This is a genomic window from Leucothrix arctica, assembly GCF_003172895.1.
In the GTDB taxonomy this organism is placed as follows: Bacteria; Pseudomonadota; Gammaproteobacteria; order Thiotrichales; family Thiotrichaceae; genus Leucothrix; species Leucothrix arctica.
Map to the genome: position 1 here is coordinate 189,246 of NZ_QGKL01000012.1, position 18,855 is coordinate 208,100.

Sequence of the window (18,855 nt, forward strand, 5' to 3'; positions counted from 1 at the left end):
GTCCTAGAAGAACAAGTTGCGTAGTTGTGTGCCAGGCTCATCAGCGCGCATAAATGCTTCGCCAACTAAGAAACTATTCACGTTGTGCTTACGCATGAGTGCTATGTCTTCTTTTGTGTGAATGCCGCTTTCAGTCACAACAATACGATCTTCTGGAATCATCTCTAGTAGATCAATTGTAGTATTTAGCGAAGTGTCAAAGTTGCGTAGATCACGGTTGTTAATACCGATTAGTTCTGCACCAATGGGTAATGCTATTGCTAACTCATCGGCATCATGAACTTCAATCAGTACATCCATGCCTAGCGATTTAGCAAGGTCATAGAATGAAGTCAGTGACTCAGCGCTGAGTACCGCTACGATAAGAAGGATGCAGTCAGCACCCATCGCACGTGCTTCATAAATTTGATACTTATCAACAATAAAGTCTTTGCGAATAACCGGAATACTACAAGCAGCACGCGCTTCTATTAAATACTCAGTCTTGCCTTGAAAGAAGTTCTCATCCGTCAATACTGATAAACACGCAGCGCCACCTTGCTCGTAACTTTTAGCTATTTCGCTAGGTACAAAGTGCTCACGAATCACGCCTTTACTTGGCGAAGCCTTTTTAACTTCCGCAATCACAGCGGATTGGTTGTTCGCCAGTTTGTCACGCATCGCTGCAACAAACGGTCTAACAGGAGAAGCAGATATTGCTGCTTTCATCACGTCTTCTTGAGAAACACGTTGTCGTTGATCGTAGACTTCCTGAGTTTTATGAGTGATTATTTTTTTCAGGATATCTGGGACTGATGAGTCCTCATCGTATGTACTCATGCGTTTGTCATCTCACTTAATGCTGTTAATTTTTCCATTGCTGCGCCACTGGCAATTACTTCCGTTGCACGCTCAATACCACTCGCCAAACTATCACTTAAACCTGCTGCATAAATAGCGGCACCTGCGTTTAGCGCGACAATGTCACGTGCAGGCCCTGCTTTATTCGCGAGAACGCCTTTTAGCATGACTAAGCTTTCTTCTGGGTCAGAGACAATGATTGCGTCGAGTGGTTGACTCTTGAAACCGAAGTCTTCAGGTTGGATAGTGTATTCTTTTATCGTCCCATCTTCGCAAAGTTCAGCGACAGACGTAGGGCAGGCAATGCTAATTTCGTCCAAGCCATCATCAGCACTCACAACCAGTACATGGTTGCTACCAAGCTTCTTCAACACTTCGGCTAATGGACGTACTAATTCTTTGCTAAACACACCGAGTAATTGATTCGGCGCGCCAGCTGGATTTGTTAATGGGCCCAATATATTAAAGATAGTGCGAACAGCCATCTCTTTACGTGGGCCAATGGCGTGTTTCATTGAGCTATGGTGGTTCAATGCAAACATGAAACCGACACCAAGTTGTTCAACGCAAGTAGCTACTTTCTCTGGAGATGCGCCAAGGTTGACGCCAGCCGCTTCAAGCACATCTGCTGCGCCTGATTTGCTAGATACCGAACGATTACCGTGCTTTGCTACATGACCACCCGCCGCAGCAACCACAAAACAACTCGCGGTAGAAATATTAAATGTACCGCTACCATCACCACCGGTACCAACAATATCGACCAAGTTTTCAGCATTGATTGAAACAGGTGTTGCTAGCTCGCGCATAACCTCTGCAGCAGCGGTGATTTCATCAATACTCTCACCCTTTAGACGCAACGCTATCAAGAAACCACCAATTTGAGCATCGGTCGCTAAACCCGTCATGATTTCTTTCATAACCGCTGACATTTCATCTTTAGTCAGTGATTGGCCTTCAATTAATTTAGCTATGGCTTGTTGTGTTGTCATATTCGTCTACTGGTCAGATAGTTGCTTGAAAATCGATACTAACATGTACTAATTTAGTTACTCAATAACGCTTATTCTGCAGGTGTCAACGTTCTGAAGATTAACTCAAAAGAGCCTTCATTCGCAGTCAGTACATCGTTGTTTACTTGATTGATTAGGAAGGCACTAAAGCGTTCAGAGTCCTTTCTAAAGTACTCTCGGTAGTCGCTAGTGGCGATGCCACCGATTTCTCCCGGTACTGACTCAACAATCCAGTCGTAAGTCTTCCCGTCAAGATCACGAGTGATAGACATTAAGTCTGTCGGTGCAATTACTTGTGCAGCAGACTCGGCTGTTTCACCTTCAGCGAGTGTGGGTACTATCTGAGTTTGCTCAGAGTAGCTCGTCGCAAACTGCTCAAGTGTGGGTGATTGTTCTTTGTTGAATACTTGAATAACCGATACTGCACCATCACTGCTTTCTATAAACACATAACGGACATCATCTTGTGTTGAATCGTCTATGACGTTCCAACCGGTAGGGTATTCAAATACTAAGCCATCTTTATCGTACTTCTCTGATGGGATTGGCTTTATTTCAGCAGCGGCTTGCTCTGCTTGTTCCTCAGCTTCTTTATCAATTTTTTCACACGCAGGTAAAACCAGCGCAATTAAACAACTAAGTAATAATGGTCGGATATTCATAAAAGCTTGAGCCTACTTTTGGCCAGACATAATGGGGGAGCAGTTATCATACCACTGCGAAAATGTTGGATTGTGATTTTTTGCCATCGCGACAACGCCCAGTTGATCGCCTGCATGTAGCACGCCAAACACACTACAGTCGACAAAGTCAGCTTGTTCGCCACCAAAAAATGGCTTGCCGCTTAAACCTTGATCAACCCAATGATCAATTGCCGCTAAAAACTCAGCCTTTTCATCAATAATATGGTGTTTGTTTTTTAGCTTCTTGGCTACTTTCGGCATCACGATAGAGCCACCCAAGCGCACAATGATTGCCTTGTACCAAGGGTATTGGTCGGCTTCCATGATGTGTCCAAAGTTCTTCCATGACGTTAGAAAACCTGGGTGAATCAATGCAGGTAAGTAATGAACGAGTGAGTCATCGACCCAGTCAGTCCACTCTTTACTATTCGCTGACTTTTCCGCATGAACGTAGTTCTCATTCACATAGTCTATGATCGTTGCGGACTCTACGATGACCTTGTCGCCGTCGGTTAAAACGGGCACTTTTTTGTGATCAGTAAACTCTAATCCTTTCATACCCATTGGCGAGACTTCTACAATCTCATAGGGCTGCTTTGCGTAGTTCAGTAATGAGCGAACTTTCCAGCAAAAAGGGCAAGAGTTAAATTGATACAAGGTCAGCATAGGGGAGTCACTTTATACGAGTAGGGGATTTACGCTTGGCGCTGGCGTACGGCTTCATAAAGCACGACACCCGTTGCAACAGAAACATTCAAACTAGATACCGAACCAGCCATAGGGATGGAGATAAGGTGATCACATGCTGTTTCTGTCAAACGACGTAAGCCTTTGCCTTCTGCGCCCATGACGATCGCAGTATGACCTTTAAGGTCGCACTGATACATCGTCTGAGTAGCTTTGTCGCTGGTGCCTGTAATCCAAACACCTGCGTCTTTTAGCATCTGTAGCGTACGTGCAAGGTTAGTCACTTGTACAAAAGGAATGCGCTCAGCAGCGCCTGATGCAACTTTACGTGCAGTCGGAGTCAGGCTAGCCGCATTATCTTTTGGTGCGATAACCGCATGAACACCTGCACCTTCGGCGGTACGTAAGCACGCACCAAGGTTATGAGGGTCAGTAACACCGTCAAGAATCAGTAATAAAAGATTCTCATCACTGTTTGTGATCAGCTCAAATAGGTCATTTTCAGACGAAGAATCAGGTGCCATGTACTCAGCCACGATACCTTGATGTTTACGACTACCTGTCATGCGGTCCATTGCTGAAGGCGTCATGCTTTGCGCAGTCAGCCCCAGACGTTGAGCTTCTGCCACCACTTTATCAACACGCGGGTTGCGTTTGTTTTCTGCAACCCACAGCTGAATCATGTTTTCGACGTCGTGCTCAAGTGCATTTTGAACGGCATGCACTCCATTTAGAAAAGTCTTCATGATTTACGTTTTTTACGTTTAGGTTTGCGACCGTCAGACGTTTTACCATCTTTCGTTGTCGACTTTGGTTTAGCTTTCGTATTTGATTTTTTAGGCTTTCGCTTGCCGTCTTCGTCAGCTGCACCAGGCAGTGTGAAGTCGATCTTACGGTCATCCAAATCAACACGCGCAACTTGAATCGTAATCGGGTCGCCAAGGCGGAAACTACGGCCTGAGCTTTCACCTGTCATACGATGCGTAATTGGGTCGAACTTGTAATAATCACTTTTCAGTGACGTTACATGGACTAAACCTTCAACATAAACTTCTTTCAGTTCTACGAATAGGCCAAAGCTTGTCACTGCGGTAATGAAACCGTCAAAGACTTCGCCGACCTTATCCAGCATATATTCTGCTTTCAGCCATGCCATAACATCACGCGTTGCATCATCTGCACGTCGTTCAGCCATCGAGCAATGCTCGCCTAGTTCAGCCATATCGCTTGCTGAGTAAGTGTAGTTTGCTGCTGTGTTTTTCTTATCACGAATCAGGTGACGAATTGCACGATGGACTAATAGGTCAGGGTAGCGACGAATAGGTGACGTGAAGTGAGCGTAGTCTTTCTGAGCTAGACCAAAGTGGCGAGCCGCTTCAGGCTTTTCAGAACTAACAGGACTGTACTTAGCACGTGACAAACTACGCAGTAATACTGTCTGAATAAGCTCAGCGTCACTACGACCTTGAACACTCGCCAACAGGCGTGCGTAGTCTTTTGGCTCAGGCTCAACACCGCCACCCAGACTCAAACCGACACCGTTCAAAAACTCACGTACTTTCTCTAAGTTTTCTGGCGTTGGTTCAGGGTGAACACGGTGCAATGCAGGCATGTCGTGCTTCTTCAAGTAGCGAGCGGCACACACGTTTGCTGCGATCATGCACTCTTCAATGATCTTATGTGCGTCGTTACGCTCAGTCGGCTTGATTGATTCGATTTTACGATCTTTACCAAAAACGATCTTGGTTTCTTTCGTTTCAAAGTCGATAGATCCACGCTCATCACGTGCACCACGAAGGGCGTGATAGAGCGAGTACATATCTTCAAGGTGTGGCAGGATATGCTGATACTCAGAGCAAAGTGCCTCGTCCTTATCAACCAACATCGCTGCAACTTTGGTATACGTCAAACGAGCAGCAGAATGCATGATGCCTTCTTTAAACTCGTAACTCAGTACATCACCGTCGTTATCAATGATCGCTTCACAGACCATACACAAGCGATCGACCTGTGGGTTTAGCGAGCAAAGGCCATTAGAAATTTCTTCCGGCAACATAGGGATAACTTGAGCAGGGAAGTACACTGACGTTCCGCGATTCCAAGCTTCTTGATCCAATGCGCTACCAACAGGCACATAATGAGATACATCAGCAATCGCTACGACTAGCTTCCAGTTGTCGCCTTTACGTTCAACGTAAACTGCGTCATCAAAGTCACGAGAGTCTTCACCATCAATCGTTACCAAAGGCATCTTGCGGTAATCCACACGGCCTTCTTTATCAGCTTCAACTACTTCAGCGCCTAGCTTAGCGGTTTCTGCGTAGATGTCCTTATTCCACTCATGTGGTAGGTCATGCGAGCGCAGTGCAATGTCGATTTCCATGCCCGGTGCCATGTGCTCACCAAGGATTTCAACGACTTTACCAATCGCTAGCTGACGCGTGTTTGGTTGCTCAATAAGCGCAGCACTAACAATCTGTCCGTGTTTTGCTTTACCTGAGTTTTCAGGTGGGATCATCACGTCAGCAGTAATACGTTTGTTGTCAGGCTCGACAAAACCAACGCCACCACGAACGAAGTAACGTCCAACGACTTCTTCAGTATTGCTTTCTAGTACTTCGACAATCGCGCCTTCGCGACGGCCTTTACGGTCAACACCTGTGACGCTACAAAGTACTTTGTCACCGTGCATGGCTTTACGCATTTGCTTGCCATGCAGGAATAAATCATCGCTGCTGTCATCTGGGATCAAGAAGCCAAACCCATCTGGGTGACCACTGATGCGACCTGAAATTAGCTCAGCTTTACTGACCGGCACGTACTGTTTACGGCGGTTAAAGATTATCTGTCCATCGCGCTCCATAGCACGAAGACGGTATTTTAGTGGATCTCGCGTTTCGTCATCTAGCATTTCTAGTAGATCAGCGAGTTCAGCAAAGCCCAGTGGTGCCTGACTCTCTTCTAACACTTTTAGAATGAGTTCACGGCTAGCGATTGGTCGCTCGTAATTTTCTGCTTCGCGGGCTTTGTGTGGGTCTTTATATTTCAAAATCTATTTTTATCCTATTAATTTAGTCTCTTATAATACTGCAAATGATTGTCTAAGGTACGAAAAATACCGTTATTGCAGATAAGGACTGATAATTTTTGCGGCGACGTCTGCGCCATTGTTTGTAATTGCTGGCTTTTGCCAGTCTATGTTTAGTAATGCCACAACTTCAGCGGCAAAATTGCCAGCGTAAAAGTTGTCTAACGTTATTGTTTGTAAGTAACCATGTTGCTCAACCCATTCGAAAAGGGCAGGCTCTTCTGGCCAGTTATCTCGTTCAATACAAACCAACGGTGTTTCGTTGGTTGTTGACTCAACTAACATACCGTAGCCTGTTTTTGTTAATACCGCATGACAGCTTTTCATCAGGTCGATATAGCTTAATTCTGTTGTGTCTTGGCCTATGATGTCTTCACGTGAAGTATCTAGGCTATCGTTGATTATCCAAAACACGTTAGGGATTCTTGGCCACTCAATTGCACTTAGCTCGGTTGGAATACCACCCAAACCGACCAGTACAAATTTCGCTTGGTCATTATCAACCTGCTTTCGTAGCTTGTCAGTATACGCTTTTCCGTGTTGTAAAATAGGTGGAATAGCTTGGGTATTGCTCAATGACGGCATTGTCATCGCGGGTGTAACAGTCAAAAACGTTTCAGCTTGGGCGTAAGCGCGCTTAATTTGCTCAACGATGGGGGCTGCTTCAGGGTATTCCGTGCTGTATCGCTTGAATATGTCTGCCCAATTTAATGAGCACATGGCGATACTAGGGATATTGAGTTTTGCAGCTGCAGAGAGAGAAACATACGGCACATTGGCCAGCAGCAGGTCAGGTTTTAATTGTTGTAAGCATTCGACCTCATCGTTTACGTTTTGTTCATAATTATTATGAAAGTTTTTGTAATACTCAAATGACGCTTCGCGATTGATCTCCATCGCGCTCACCATAATCAAGCCAACATCGAGCTTATGGTCGAGGCTGGTGACGGTCATATTTAAACGTTCTTTGATCAGTGTGTCAGGGAGTTTACTTCTAATGGTGACTCGAAGATCAGGGTGAAGTTTGTGTAGAGCATTTAGCACATGGCAGGTTTGAGCGAAGTGGCCAAAGCCGTGGCTGGAGATGTCTACTAGGAGGTGTTTTGGGTGTGTCATCGAATTATCAATTTTTAATTAATTGTGCAAATAAACTTTTGAGGTTGTTATCGTCAAATGCTTCCCCTGTACTGTTGCTTTTTGGTGAGTGTGTTACCTCTTGTTCAAAATCATCTTCTACTTCTAAGTTATCTATGCATTCTTGAATTACAGTGAGAGCATGTGTGGAATCATGGTGTGTGAGCCCTGAAAGGAATGTTAATTGTTCTCCATATTCTACTAGCTCATCCTCAGTATCCAAGCTGGATACTGACTCTTCAGTATGTTCAAACTCATAATCAATAAGTGAGTCTAACTTTTCTTGAATAATGAGGGGGGTAGACTCACCAAAGTAGTCATCTAAGTGAAGTAGGAGTAAATTTAACTCTTCAATGCTCACACCTTGGTTCATGAATTCTAGAAACTTGTATTCAATGGCTATTAATAACTCGTGTTTGATGGAGGTTGTATTTTCGAGAGAGTCATCGACCCAGTTGTGAAGGTCAGGTAGATCTAATATGCTTATTAAAGAGTGTACTTTCAAGGGTGATTTTTTAAGGAAAGATAAAGCTTTTTCAAGAAATAGGTATTCGTCAGAATCACTCCACCAGTTGAATAGCAACTCTAGGATCTTTGAGTAAGAAAGACCAAACTCAAAGCGCGGCTCAAATAGCCCGTAAACTGATCTATCTTCTTTTTCTGTGTCCAATATGATTTTGGACGGTTGATATGAGTCTATTTCATTGGCAAAGCTCAAAAACTTGCAGGAAAAATCTTTTCTCTCTTTCGCGGAGTTACTAATTAGTTTGATATGAGTCCATAGTTTATAAGCCCATTCAGGACGTATAGCTGTTTTAGGTAACAAGCTTATTAATGTTTTGTCTACCAGATATTCTTTAAGAAAGTCCTGAACGGATGGATTGATAAAGCTAACTTTTGCACTATCTATTTTTATAAAGCCAGACTCCAAAGAGCGTAAGGCTTCTTCAAAATCAGAAGGTTCTGTTGGTTGGTTGTAGTATCGGCTTACCGAATGGTGAAGTGCTGAATAGCTTTCTTTAATAGACTCGATTCTTTCACCACTTTCTCTACAGAAAAAAAGTGTATAAAGAAGGTTTTTTGATTTTGTATTTAGAGAAAGGAATGGTTTTCTCCAAATAGTATCAGGACTATTCAATGCATTTTCAATAGCCTGAGGGTATTCACGGGGATCAATTTTATCAAGGCACTCGCTAGAAACCGAAGCAATTACCCTAGGGTTATAGTTCTTATGATCTATTATTTTCTGTAGCCAATCATCTTTCAGTAGTGATGCAAAGTGCTCGTTGCTTAAATCTGATACCGAGATATGGTTGAAAAGGATGCGTGCCTTGATTTCTCTAGAATATAAACCTACATCTAGAAGGTATTTTGCAAGTTGTAGTTTTTTATTATCAATATGATCGGATAGTCTTCTTGCTTCTTCAAATATGTGTCCCCGTGTAGTAAGTATAAATCTTGTGTTCTTAGATTTCCTTACCCTTTTAACAAAAGTAGAGAGTTTGGTATCATTTTGATTAAGAGAGTCACGTCTGAGTTCTATCTGACCTAAAAAGTCATCGAAGAAAAAAATAGTAGGGTTGTTTTCTTCAAGTTTAACGAAGCCTTCATCTAATGATCTAATGGCATAGAACTTCCACTCATCATTTAGGTATTTATAAGTGAGGATCTTTGCCAGAGTTGTTTTTCCGACCCCTGAGGGGCCTGAGATTATTAGTATGTTTTCCTGTTCTAATACTTTTACTGCCTCATCAAAGCTTGGGTTCCGAGTATAAACCTTAATTTCATCTAATATTTCACCTTTTGTGGCTTCAGTGAAAGCTTCAAGTCCAGATGATAAAATTCTTTCCAAAACTGCTGTACTCGATAACCACAGCTTGATATGTGATGCTTCTATACGAGGGTTTTTTCTTAATAGGGCGTGAATGTCTTCTTTCCCCCAGATATCTTCAGAGCCTTTTAAGAATGGATGAAAAATTTTAGTAAGTTTTTCTACTTTTTTCGGTGTTAGTGATTGAGAGGTAACAAAGAGGTAACGATCAGGTTTTAGCCTTTTGATGTTATCAACTTCTTTTTTAGCTGCACGCTCTAAATCTGAGAAGCTAGAGTTTAGGTAGTGCTTACATTGCAATATTGTTGTCTCGTTACCTTGAGAGAACCTTCCATCTATTCCTCCATCAGGACCTGCCCCAAATGCTGAAAACCTCACTCCTGTTTCAGCCCGAGCTAAATCGCGGCATAGGTCTTCGAAGTCAATGGCAGAGAGATTTTCAAGTTGCGACATACTTTTCCTAGTCTTGTAACAATTGGCTTAGTTATATAATAAAATAGTAAGCACTGCATAAGGTTAATAATGAGTTTGACGTGAGGTAAATACTACAATGTTTTGCGTGTATGAAGCCGACCGCGATAACAATAACTTCCTAAATGTTTATTAAAAAAGTAATTCTAAAGTAGTAGTGGTTTGAATTTTATCTAAGTTAGGTAGGGCAATTAGCTTGGTACGTATATTATTGATGTACTCCATAGTTGGTGCTTCCACATAGATAAGTACATCTGTAACACCTGTCAGCAGCCTTACCTCAGCAATCTCCTTACACTAGTCACTCTATATTAGTTGTTTAGACGGCAGTGCCAAAGGAGTTTCCCATGATGTTTCCCTTAAGTGAACAAATTAACTATCAAACAGATCGTTTACAGATCGTTTACAGATTGATAATGCGTCGATAGATGCTATTGCTAAGACAGTAGAAACACCGTTTTATTGTTACTCCCATGCGCACTTATTGAAAAATATTCAACGATGCAAAAGCTGAATTTGAATCTCGTGGTATTGGTATTCACTATGCGGTTAAGGCTAATAGCAATATTCACATACCGAGTCTGATACAAGCACAATGTCTAAGTGTGGACCTAGTGTCTAGTGGTGAATTAAGTCGTGTTATTGCAGCGGGTTTTTCGGGTGAGCAGATGGTATTTTCAGGTGTTGGAAAGATTGCTAAAGAGTTTAAGCAGGTGATCGAAAAAGGTGTTGGGCCGTTTAATGTTGAATTCGCTGAGGAGTTGGAACTGCTAGCGCATATAGCAAACCAACAAGGCAAGCAAGTATGGGTGGCGCTGAGGGTGAATCCTAATGTGATTGTGAATACTCACAAGAATATAACGACAGGTGCAAAGGGTAATAAGTTTGGTATTGACCCAGAGCATGCTATTGGGCTTTACCAGCAATATTACAGGGTTGGCAATGCACATGGGTTCACAGATATTTGATGCTGCGCCTTATCGTGATGCTATCCAGAAGCTATTAGAGGTACAGTAGCGTATTGAGCATGCGGCGGTGTTATTGATGTGTTGGATTTGGGTGGTGGTTTTGGTGGGGTGGATCATTAGTTGTTGATACAAGATTGCTAGTCACCCGTGTTATTTATGTCAAAGCTGCTGAGCCACGTTCTTTTGTTATTTTAGATGCGGCAATGAATGACTTGATGCGACCTGCACTTTATGAAGCGGTACAGCTTATGTTGGAGATCAAGGATAACCGTAAAGTTAAAACGCAGCAGTGTGACATTGTTGGCCCCATATTTGAGAGTACCGATACGTTTGCCCGTAACTATTCAGTCAGTAGTGAGATTGCCTTTGGCGATTTGGTTGCTTTCTTTTTTGTAGGTGCTTATGGCGCGGTGATGTCTAATTCCTATAATAGCAGAGACATTATTCCTGATGTGTTGGTGAAAGAGGGTGAGTTTGAAATCATTCGGCAGAGAATTGATCAGTCGGTACTGAGGGGTTTGAAGGATTTGGTGTTGATTACTAAGCCCTGTGTAATGGCATGAAAGTATACAGAGAATAATTCAGGTGAAGCAAGGTCGGTTTTGAAGCTCATTACTTTGAAGTTTGCCCCCCTGGGTTATTTGTCGCTGCCTCAAGCATTGCTAATAAAGTTAGGTGATACATGCTCGGTCAGCCAAACTCCGTTTTCTGATAGGTAAAACTCAACACCTTGTTCATACATTGCTTGTGCATCTACCTTCAGTAAAACAGGCTTTCCATAACGCTGACCAACCGCGAGCGCTGTATCAACATTAGTGGATAGGTGAACATGGTTCCGACTACCCGCCTTCAACCCTTGCAGGTTTATAGAGTCCACAAAGCGCGTTGCAGTGCCATGAAAAAGCACTGCTGGTGGCTCTTTCGGAGTCAGTTGCAAGTCAATGTTAATGGAGTGGCCTTGGCTAGCGCGTATTCTTAAGCAATCATCCGATATTTGAAATCGCTTTTTATCATTGTTATCGACAACTTCTTTAAGTTGTTCAAGGTTGATCGAGTAGCGAGTGGCTTCCAGGTTAGTTAGTAGCTCAGACACGCTTGTCCAGCCTGCTGTATCGAGTGATAAGTTAGCTTTTATTGGGTCATGTCGAAGTACCAGGCTAAGAAATTTGCTGATATTTTTTATTTGTTTTTCATTCATTTTAATTATTAAGATTAGTTGTTTTATGCAATAGAGATAACGCCGTTACCTATGTGTTTGTCTCCACCAAAATATTGGATAGCATCAGGTATGATTGCGATTGCATGAACCATGATGAGTACTTTATGGGACTTTGGCTTTGTGGTGTCTTGTAGGGGAAAGACTTCAGTGCCAGCGTACTGGCTTTATATGATTGCTTTCATAGCCTATTGATAATAGACAAAAAGACACTTAGTGGATAATGCCGTAAAGACACTAAGTGCGTCAAGCTTAAAGTGTCAAAAAGACAAAATAAGCATTGATGGTTTATATGAGGGAACTCTTAGGTGGTTAGAGCCTACTTAAATTACCGCTTACGATTAAGTATTTTAGAAACTAAGTGCTTAAAGACCAAAATAATTAGACACGCTAAATAAATCGGCCATCCAATCAATACAATTAGATCAAGCAATAGCGTTAAGCTTTTCCAGCCCTGATCTTTAGCAGTATGACCCGCAGCGCCTTGGTCTTTGAAGGTGGCGAGGACCGAGTAGTCTTTTTCTATCACCCAATCTGGGATCTTGCCATTAATGAGCATATCTTGGTTTTTTGCTGCATCACTTGAGCCAATATTTTTTGCGAAGCTTGGGGATGACTTTAAAAGCCATTGCGTCTCTGCATTTCCAGCAGTGCGATAGTTAGCTGTAAATAGGAAAACTGCGGTCATGATTATTAATAGAACGAGGAACTTACGCATATCGGTTTCATCTGGTTTAGAAGTTTGATGGATTAGTCGATAGGGTAGTTGGTATTGGTTCAAAAGCATAGAATGAAACATGGAAATGAAATTAGCCACCTTAATAAAAGTGTTTAAGGTGACTAAGATTTAGAGACATTGAGTGGTTAGCTACAACCACCAATTTGGACTTCCGACTCGCATTCCCATGAAATATTGTTCTCAAAGACCACAGAGTTAAAGGCAATCGTTTTGCCTTCATTGTTATGAGCTTAATTTCTACTGTCTCAACTTCATTTGGAAGGCCTAGTTCAGAAAGTGATTTAGGAACCTCCCCTTGAGTGGCTAAGTGATCACTAATGATGGTTTTAAGCTAAGAAGCGATGATCATGGCCTTTTGCGCGTTTAGAATTTCGACCTGTGCTGTTACATCGATTGTGTTTTCAACGCTTGGTGCAGTTTTTTTAACCACTCTATTTGGTGATGGTTGCTGTTGCATGTCAGGCTCATTAATCGCAGCGTACTGCTCTGAAGGCTCACTCATAGTTGTTTGAGCAGAAGCCATCTCGGCTCGCTGTTGATAAGAATGATAGGCAGGCAGAGCGATAGAGGACAAAATACCCGCAATTGCAACGACGATCATTAGGGATACTAACGACCCGCCACCAGAGCCGATACGAGGAACAAATAGCGCTAAAAGCCATGCTAAAGCACTACGTTTCGAAAATGACGGCTCTACATTTGCTGACTTACCTAGTAAGTGCTGCATACGTTTACTAAGCCAAGGGTAGGTTGCTGTCAGTTCGTGAAACGACATCCAAAAGCTACCGGTATCTTCTGATTGGCTGGCGTATGCTTTGATGTTTAGTTTGTTCCACTGCTCAGCTCCCAGTGCCAATACAGCCATTGCAAATACCGCATCTTTTGGTTTTTTGCAGCATTTTATTCCATGTAAGTCACTGCTGTATTCCTGCGAACGTGCATAAGCAGAACCAACAATCGGTAACATACTGCCCGGAATGAGTAATTCTGGGAAGGCTAAATGGCCTCGTTTTATGTGGCCGAGTTCATGACCGATATAGAAGCTTATCCCGTCAGGGTATTTGCGTAGTGCATCAACAACGCCGCTGTATAAATATCCAAAAGAGAATTGAAAAGGTTAAAACTATCTTTAATAGCTTTTTTTTCGTGCTTATAGATTATATCCATTGAGGCCATGTCATGTATTATTTTTATAGTTGTGACGACCTTAGGCTAGTCACTAATAACCGACAATCTATTATAGATAAATAGTTTCTAGATTTCTTGTTGTGATTTGAGGTTTTGACTAGTAAATTACTTGGTATTAGATAACTGCGTAAGGTTGGGGAGAAGAAAATGAGAGAGAGCATCGTCGGTGGTGGTCCTAAAAAAGTACTTTATACTTTAAGTACTATTAAACGTATTGGTTTGAAGCAGTCTGCAAAAGCGCTGAAAGCAAAGAATACGTGTAAGGCCTGTGGTCTTGGTATGGGCGGCCAACAAGGGGGGATGACTAACGAGTTAGGTGAGTTTCCATCTGTTTGTAATAAAAGTATTCAAGCGCAATCGACTGACATCCAGCCACCTATTCCTCATGAAGTGTTTGAACACTCTGTCAATGAGTTACGTGAGTTATCTCCCAAAGAGCTAGAGAATATAGGCCGCTTAGGTAATCCTATTTTTAAAGCTAAAGGAAGCGAACACTATAAGCCGGTTGAGTGGGACTGGGCATTAGATTACGCTGCACAACAATTTTCTAAAACGGATCCTAGCCGATCGTTTTTTTATGCGTCAGGTCGCTCGTCGAACGAAGCTGGATTTTTGATGCAGTTAGTGGCGCGTTTATACGGCACTAACAATATTACTAACTGCTCGTATTACTGCCACCAAGCGACGAGTGTTGGGTTAGGTTCCACGATTGGTACAGGTACAGCAACGGTTGAGTTAGATGATTTATCTGGTTGTGACTTGGTCTTTGTTATTGGTGCAAACCCATCATCAAACCATCCACGTTTTATCCACCAATTAAAGAATTGTCGTGATCGTGGTGGCCAGGTGATTGTTATTAACCCTGCTAAAGAGCCGGGTTTAGTTAAGTTTGCGATACCAAAAAGCCCTAAGTCGATGTTAATGGGTGGGACTGAGATCGCATCGTTATTCTTGCAGCCGCAAATTGGCAGTGATATCGCTGTTATCAAAGGCATTGCTAAAGCAATTTTGGAAAAGGGTCAGCAGGATACAGCGTTTATTGAGCAGTATTGTGAAAGCTTCGACCTCTTCATGGACGACATTCAAAGTGTACCATGGCAAGAAATTTTGGATGCGTGTGGATTAAGTCAATCAGAACTTGAATCCGCAGCGGCGTTATATGCAAACTCAAAGAATGCGGTATTTGCATGGGGCATGGGTATTACTCATCACCAGCATGGCAGTGAAAACGTTGAGTACATTGCTAACTTAGCGTTATTGCGAGGCATGATCGGCAAGCAATACAGTGGACTACTACCATTACGTGGACACAGTAATGTTCAGGGTATTGGGAGTATTGGTGTAAAGCCTGTTCTACCAGAAGAAGTATTTAATAAGCTAGAGTCTCAGCTCGGGGTGAAACTACCTGAGAAAGAGGGGATGGATACTTACCACACCTTGGCAGCAGCTCATAAAGGTGAGATTGATGCTGCCTGTATTATCGGTGGTAACTTATACGCAGCCTCGCCAGATAGTAACTGGACTCAACAAGCTTTAGATAATATTGATTTTAAAATGTACTTAACAACGACGCTTAATCAAGGTCATTTGTATGGTATGGATAATAGTGAAGCGTTGGTTCTGCCTGTATTGGCGCGTGATGAAGAGACACAATCAACCACTCAAGAGTCCATGTTTAACTTTGTTCGTTTGAGTGATGGCGGTATTGATCGCTTGGATAATGTGAAGTCAGAAGTTCAAATACTCGCGACGTTGGCTAAAAAAATAATGCCTGATCATGCGGTAGATTTTGAAGAATTTCATAGTCACGACACGATACGAGAAACAATTGCTTCTACCGTGCCGGGTATGGAAAAGCTGAAAGACATTAGTGTGGCAAAAGAAGAATTTCATGTCAGTGGACGCATCATGCATGAGCCTGAGTTTAAAACAGCGACACACAAAGCTAGCTTTATTACTCATGCTATTCCTGGTAACAGTAGAAATAAAGAATTCCCACTGTTACTGGCGACTATTCGCAGTGAGGGGCAGTTTAATAGCATCATTTATGAAGAGACGGATAGTTACCGAGGTAATGCAAGGCGTGACGAAATACTTGTTTCAACAGGTGATATTGAAGGGTTAGGGATTAAGTCGGGTGATGTCGTTAGTTTGGTGTCGTCAACGGGTCGAATGGAGGGTGTTACGGTGAAAGCGTTTGATATTCCTCAAGGAAGTATCTTGGCGTACTACCCTGAAGCAAATGTTTTGACAGGACATACCCTAGACCCACGCAGTAAAACACCTAACTTCAAGTCAGTGGGTGTAAAGATTGAAGTTATGGCTTAAGTAATAACTTCAATCATTAAGGTTCTTGGTCACCTACCTTATTACCGTTACACTCCCAATGGCTTAGTTATTGGGAGTGTGTGTTTATGAGCGATTTGCAAAGGTTGTGGATTAAAAGTGGCAAACTAGTCGATGAGTCTTTCTCATCCACTAGTGACTACTCGTGGTGTGATTACGACCTACAGCTGACGACTCATGCTGAAGCGCTTTCTCTGGTGGATAATATTCCCTCCTTTGCGTTGAAGGCGATGTTATCGCAGGAGTCACGGCCTCGTGTTGAGTCATTCAACGAAGGTATGCTGATCATTCTTCGAGGGATTAACTTTAACCCTGACGAATCTGAGGAAGACATGGTTTCAATCCGTATTTGGGTTGAAAAAAACAGAATCGTCACGTGTCATTATCGAAGCATTCAAACGCTAGATGAAATTAAAGAAAAGATGACGGCGGGTGCAGTGCCGATGAGTAGCTCGGTATTGTTGGCACATCTCATTTCTATTCTCTTTCAGAAAATTGAAGATACTATTTTGGAGTTGGATGACAGTGTAGACTTGCTGGAAGAGTCGATTACTGAGTCAACGTTAGGCATTAGCCAAGACGTGCGTGGGCAGATTACATTACTACGTAAAAAAATAGTCGTGTTTAAGCGTCACTTACTCCCGCAGCGTGAAGTGGTGAGTCAGTTAAGGAATTCAACACTTAATTGGTTGCATGACGAGCATAGAAATTATCATAATGAAAATTATGAACGAGTCATGAGAAACTTAGAAGACCTCGAAGTGATGCGAGACAAACTGAATATATTAAAGGAAGATGTTCAATATATTTTGTCAGATCGTTTGAATAAAAATACCTACATTCTCTCAATTGTTGCCGCAATATTCTTACCCCTCGGTTTTTTAACCGGTTTATTAGGCATCAATGTGGGCGGAATACCGGGTACTGATAACCCTAATTCATTTTGGTTGACCTGCGTTGGGTTGGTGGTGATCGTAGCTGCCCAAGCTATTTTATTTCGCAAAATGAAGTGGTTGTAAGTACCTATAGCTTAAGTGTCAAAGTTTAAACAATAGGAAGGAATCTATGTGGAAGAATTTTAACTTCAGTGTGAAAGTTATCGTATTGGTGTGCGTGCTTACTTTATTCGCCGCGCTGACGGGTGTTGGTTATCACTCTATGTCAAATCAGATAAGAGATATCGGTATTCAGAATGCCGGTGATGAAATGCTCTCTGGATACAAGAACGAACTCAAAGATATCGTTGATGTAATGGCCTCCACATTAGCCGCTGCTACTGAGGGCGAAACCGACGTAAAAGAAATCCATAAAACCTATTCTAAATTAGCTAAAGGTGCGCGCTTTTTCCCTGACAAGTCAGGTTATTTTTTTATCTTTGAAGAAGAAGTGAGCTTTATCCATGCGAGTCAACCAGAGCTAGAAGGCAAAGATCTTGTTGACCTTAGAGATGTGAATGGCGTTTTTGTTATTCAAGAGTTGGATAAGATTGCTAAAGCGGGTGGCGGTTATCTTGAGTACTACTGGGATAAGCCGGGTAAGGGAAATCAACCGAAGTTATCGTATACCAAGATGATACCTGATAGTCCTTATTCAATTGGTGCGGGTGTTTATATCGATGATATTGAAGAGAGAGAGCAGGCGATATTTACTACCATGAATGACTTCACCAAAAGCTTTTTGACGAAATGGGCGGTGATATTATTGGCTGTGTTTTTCGTGGTGGTACTACCACTAACGTTTTATATGATAAAGAGCATGACTGCACCGTTAGCTAGACTGACTGAGATAGCGGCAGAGTACAGTAGAGGCGCACTAGATAGTGATATCGAATATACCGACAGAAAAGATGAAATTGGTGCGTTAAGTCGTGCAATTAAACGTCTTGGTAGCAGCACTAGAATAGTCATGAAAAAGTTAGAAGAAGCTAACTCAAGAAGATAATAGTACAAGCCCGATAATACCTAAAACCACTACATGTCTGTTGCTAGGTATTATCGGGACTCGTTTTATAGCGCTTTAGCGACTTATGTATTGGTGGTGGTATGGGATCGTTGAGCGTTAATTTAGAAGGTTCTCAGTACTTAATAATTACAACTTAATGCTCCTTGTGGCTTTGATCTGTAGTGGCACACTAAATTTGGCCACCTGATTAGAGGTGATAAACTCACTTTAACTAAGCAGGTGTAAATATGACAAAACGAACCAGACCAACCTACTCACCCGAGTTCCGCCTTGAAGTTGCTCAAGAGGTCGTCGATAAAGGGCGCAATGTTAAGGACGTCTCAGAGAGTTTAGGATTAGGAAAATCGACGGTCGATAAATGGGCAAGACAGCTTAAACAAGCGCGTAACGGTCAGCTTTCTAGCGCTGCACCACTGACCTCTGATCAACTTAAAATTCGTGAGCTTGAACGTAAAATCAAACGGTTGGAAGGCGATAACGACATCCTAAAAAAGGCTTCAGCTCTCTTGATGCAGGACTCAATCAAAGGTTTGCGCTGATCCGTCAGCAGCAAGAGAGCCACAGTGTCAGCCGTTTATGTCGAGTATTGGCGGTCAACCGAAGTAGTTACCGTTACTGGTGCAAACCATCTAAAACTGTTTCACCACAACGCCTTAAACTGATCGCGGAGCTCAAGCGCTGGTTTGGCC

Annotated in this window: 18 protein-coding genes; 6 read left to right on the plus strand and 12 right to left on the minus strand. The window is 42.5% G+C overall.

What is annotated here, in order from left to right; translation table 11 throughout:
- Positions 1-3: 3 nt before the first annotated feature.
- The 9 genes from trpC to DKT75_RS22460 all read right to left on the minus strand — a co-directional run bounded on the left by trpC (position 4) and on the right by DKT75_RS22460 (position 10,035).
- Positions 4-819, minus strand: a complete 816-nt coding sequence (trpC, locus tag DKT75_RS04640) for an indole-3-glycerol phosphate synthase TrpC (protein WP_109822257.1) — start codon at positions 817-819, stop codon at positions 4-6.
- Complete coding sequence (gene trpD / locus DKT75_RS04645; protein ID WP_109822258.1) at positions 816-1,832, minus strand: anthranilate phosphoribosyltransferase; 1,017 nt, start codon at positions 1,830-1,832, stop codon at positions 816-818. The genes trpC and trpD overlap by 4 nt, the downstream gene beginning before the upstream one ends.
- Positions 1,833-1,903: 71 nt before the next feature.
- Positions 1,904-2,515: a hypothetical protein gene (locus tag DKT75_RS04650; protein ID WP_109822259.1), complete on the minus strand. Its 612-nt coding sequence runs from the start codon at positions 2,513-2,515 to the stop codon at positions 1,904-1,906.
- Positions 2,516-2,527: 12 nt separating this feature from the next.
- Positions 2,528-3,202: a glutathione S-transferase N-terminal domain-containing protein gene (locus tag DKT75_RS04655; RefSeq protein WP_109822260.1), complete on the minus strand. Its 675-nt coding sequence runs from the start codon at positions 3,200-3,202 to the stop codon at positions 2,528-2,530.
- A gap of 29 nt (positions 3,203-3,231) precedes the next feature.
- Entirely contained in the window at positions 3,232-3,969 is a 738-nt protein-coding gene (gene rlmB / locus DKT75_RS04660; protein ID WP_109822261.1) for a 23S rRNA (guanosine(2251)-2'-O)-methyltransferase RlmB, read from the minus strand.
- Positions 3,966-6,272 carry a ribonuclease R gene (gene rnr / locus DKT75_RS04665; RefSeq protein ID WP_109822262.1) on the minus strand — a complete coding sequence of 769 codons (2,307 nt, stop codon included), beginning with the start codon at positions 6,270-6,272 and terminating at the stop codon, positions 3,966-3,968. The genes rlmB and rnr overlap by 4 nt, the downstream gene beginning before the upstream one ends.
- 72 nt (positions 6,273-6,344) lie before the next feature.
- Positions 6,345-7,427: a glycosyltransferase family 1 protein gene (locus DKT75_RS04670; RefSeq protein ID WP_146201319.1), complete on the minus strand. Its 1,083-nt coding sequence runs from the start codon at positions 7,425-7,427 to the stop codon at positions 6,345-6,347.
- Positions 7,428-7,434: 7 nt separating this feature from the next.
- Entirely contained in the window at positions 7,435-9,729 is a 2,295-nt protein-coding gene (locus DKT75_RS04675) for an ATP-binding protein (protein WP_109822264.1), read from the minus strand.
- Positions 9,730-9,879: 150 nt separating this feature from the next.
- Positions 9,880-10,035, minus strand: coding sequence for a hypothetical protein (locus DKT75_RS22460; protein ID WP_425451391.1), 156 nt, complete (start codon positions 10,033-10,035; stop codon positions 9,880-9,882).
- 203 nt (positions 10,036-10,238) lie between these two features.
- Between DKT75_RS22460 and DKT75_RS04680 the strand changes: the two genes are divergently transcribed.
- Together DKT75_RS04680 and DKT75_RS04685 are read left to right on the plus strand one after the other, a co-directional pair.
- Positions 10,239-10,715 carry a type III PLP-dependent enzyme domain-containing protein gene (locus DKT75_RS04680; protein ID WP_109822265.1) on the plus strand — a complete coding sequence of 159 codons (477 nt, stop codon included), beginning with the start codon at positions 10,239-10,241 and terminating at the stop codon, positions 10,713-10,715.
- Between the two features lie 134 nt (positions 10,716-10,849).
- Positions 10,850-11,278 carry a type III PLP-dependent enzyme domain-containing protein gene (locus DKT75_RS04685; RefSeq protein WP_109822266.1) on the plus strand — a complete coding sequence of 143 codons (429 nt, stop codon included), beginning with the start codon at positions 10,850-10,852 and terminating at the stop codon, positions 11,276-11,278.
- A gap of 89 nt (positions 11,279-11,367) precedes the next feature.
- Here DKT75_RS04685 and DKT75_RS04690 read toward each other — a convergent pair whose 3' ends face one another.
- The 3 genes from DKT75_RS04690 to DKT75_RS22355 form a co-directional block, all read right to left on the minus strand.
- On the minus strand, positions 11,368-11,913 hold the full coding sequence (locus DKT75_RS04690) for an RNA 2'-phosphotransferase (protein WP_109822267.1): 546 nt from the start codon (positions 11,911-11,913) through the stop codon (positions 11,368-11,370).
- 346 nt (positions 11,914-12,259) lie between these two features.
- Positions 12,260-12,649 carry a hypothetical protein gene (locus tag DKT75_RS04695; protein ID WP_146201320.1) on the minus strand — a complete coding sequence of 130 codons (390 nt, stop codon included), beginning with the start codon at positions 12,647-12,649 and terminating at the stop codon, positions 12,260-12,262.
- A gap of 352 nt (positions 12,650-13,001) precedes the next feature.
- The gene (locus DKT75_RS22355) at positions 13,002-13,637 is read right to left on the minus strand and encodes a M48 family metalloprotease (protein WP_109822269.1); all 636 of its coding nucleotides are present in this window, start codon (positions 13,635-13,637) and stop codon (positions 13,002-13,004) included.
- Positions 13,638-14,005: 368 nt separating this feature from the next.
- On the opposite strand from DKT75_RS22355, the gene DKT75_RS04705 reads away from it, so the two are divergent.
- The 4 genes from DKT75_RS04705 (at position 14,006) to DKT75_RS04720 (ending at position 18,705) form a co-directional block, all read left to right on the plus strand.
- Positions 14,006-16,186, plus strand: coding sequence for an FdhF/YdeP family oxidoreductase (locus DKT75_RS04705; RefSeq protein WP_109822270.1), 2,181 nt, complete (start codon positions 14,006-14,008; stop codon positions 16,184-16,186).
- An 86-nt stretch (positions 16,187-16,272) separates the two neighbouring features.
- Positions 16,273-17,223 carry a zinc transporter ZntB gene (locus DKT75_RS04710; protein WP_109822271.1) on the plus strand — a complete coding sequence of 317 codons (951 nt, stop codon included), beginning with the start codon at positions 16,273-16,275 and terminating at the stop codon, positions 17,221-17,223.
- A 46-nt stretch (positions 17,224-17,269) separates the two neighbouring features.
- Entirely contained in the window at positions 17,270-18,145 is an 876-nt protein-coding gene (locus DKT75_RS04715) for a cache domain-containing protein (RefSeq protein WP_109822272.1), read from the plus strand.
- A 248-nt stretch (positions 18,146-18,393) separates the two neighbouring features.
- Positions 18,394-18,705 (plus strand): transposase, encoded by a 312-nt coding sequence (locus DKT75_RS04720; protein ID WP_109821425.1) that lies wholly within the window; start codon positions 18,394-18,396, stop codon positions 18,703-18,705.
- Positions 18,706-18,855: the final 150 nt, after the last annotated feature.

What these genes read in the sequence shown, in the direction of transcription:
- trpC (WP_109822257.1), bottom strand. Translation starts at nt 819, where the DNA reads ATGAGTACATACGATGAGGACTCATCAGTCCCAGATATCCTGAAAAAA.
- trpD (WP_109822258.1), bottom strand. Translation starts at nt 1,832, where the DNA reads ATGACAACACAACAAGCCATAGCTAAATTAATTGAAGGCCAATCACTG.
- DKT75_RS04650 (WP_109822259.1), bottom strand. Translation starts at nt 2,515, where the DNA reads ATGAATATCCGACCATTATTACTTAGTTGTTTAATTGCGCTGGTTTTA.
- DKT75_RS04655 (WP_109822260.1), bottom strand. Translation starts at nt 3,202, where the DNA reads ATGCTGACCTTGTATCAATTTAACTCTTGCCCTTTTTGCTGGAAAGTT.
- rlmB (WP_109822261.1), bottom strand. Translation starts at nt 3,969, where the DNA reads ATGAAGACTTTTCTAAATGGAGTGCATGCCGTTCAAAATGCACTTGAG.
- DKT75_RS04670 (WP_146201319.1), bottom strand. Translation starts at nt 7,427, where the DNA reads ATGACACACCCAAAACACCTCCTAGTAGACATCTCCAGCCACGGCTTT.
- DKT75_RS04675 (WP_109822264.1), bottom strand. Translation starts at nt 9,729, where the DNA reads ATGTCGCAACTTGAAAATCTCTCTGCCATTGACTTCGAAGACCTATGC.
- DKT75_RS04690 (WP_109822267.1), bottom strand. Translation starts at nt 11,913, where the DNA reads ATGAATGAAAAACAAATAAAAAATATCAGCAAATTTCTTAGCCTGGTA.
- DKT75_RS04695 (WP_146201320.1), bottom strand. Translation starts at nt 12,649, where the DNA reads ATGCGTAAGTTCCTCGTTCTATTAATAATCATGACCGCAGTTTTCCTA.
- DKT75_RS22355 (WP_109822269.1), bottom strand. Translation starts at nt 13,637, where the DNA reads ATGTTACCGATTGTTGGTTCTGCTTATGCACGTTCGCAGGAATACAGC.
- DKT75_RS04705 (WP_109822270.1), top strand. Translation starts at nt 14,006, where the DNA reads ATGAGAGAGAGCATCGTCGGTGGTGGTCCTAAAAAAGTACTTTATACT.
- DKT75_RS04710 (WP_109822271.1), top strand. Translation starts at nt 16,273, where the DNA reads ATGAGCGATTTGCAAAGGTTGTGGATTAAAAGTGGCAAACTAGTCGAT.
- DKT75_RS04715 (WP_109822272.1), top strand. Translation starts at nt 17,270, where the DNA reads ATGTGGAAGAATTTTAACTTCAGTGTGAAAGTTATCGTATTGGTGTGC.
- DKT75_RS04720 (WP_109821425.1), top strand. Translation starts at nt 18,394, where the DNA reads ATGACAAAACGAACCAGACCAACCTACTCACCCGAGTTCCGCCTTGAA.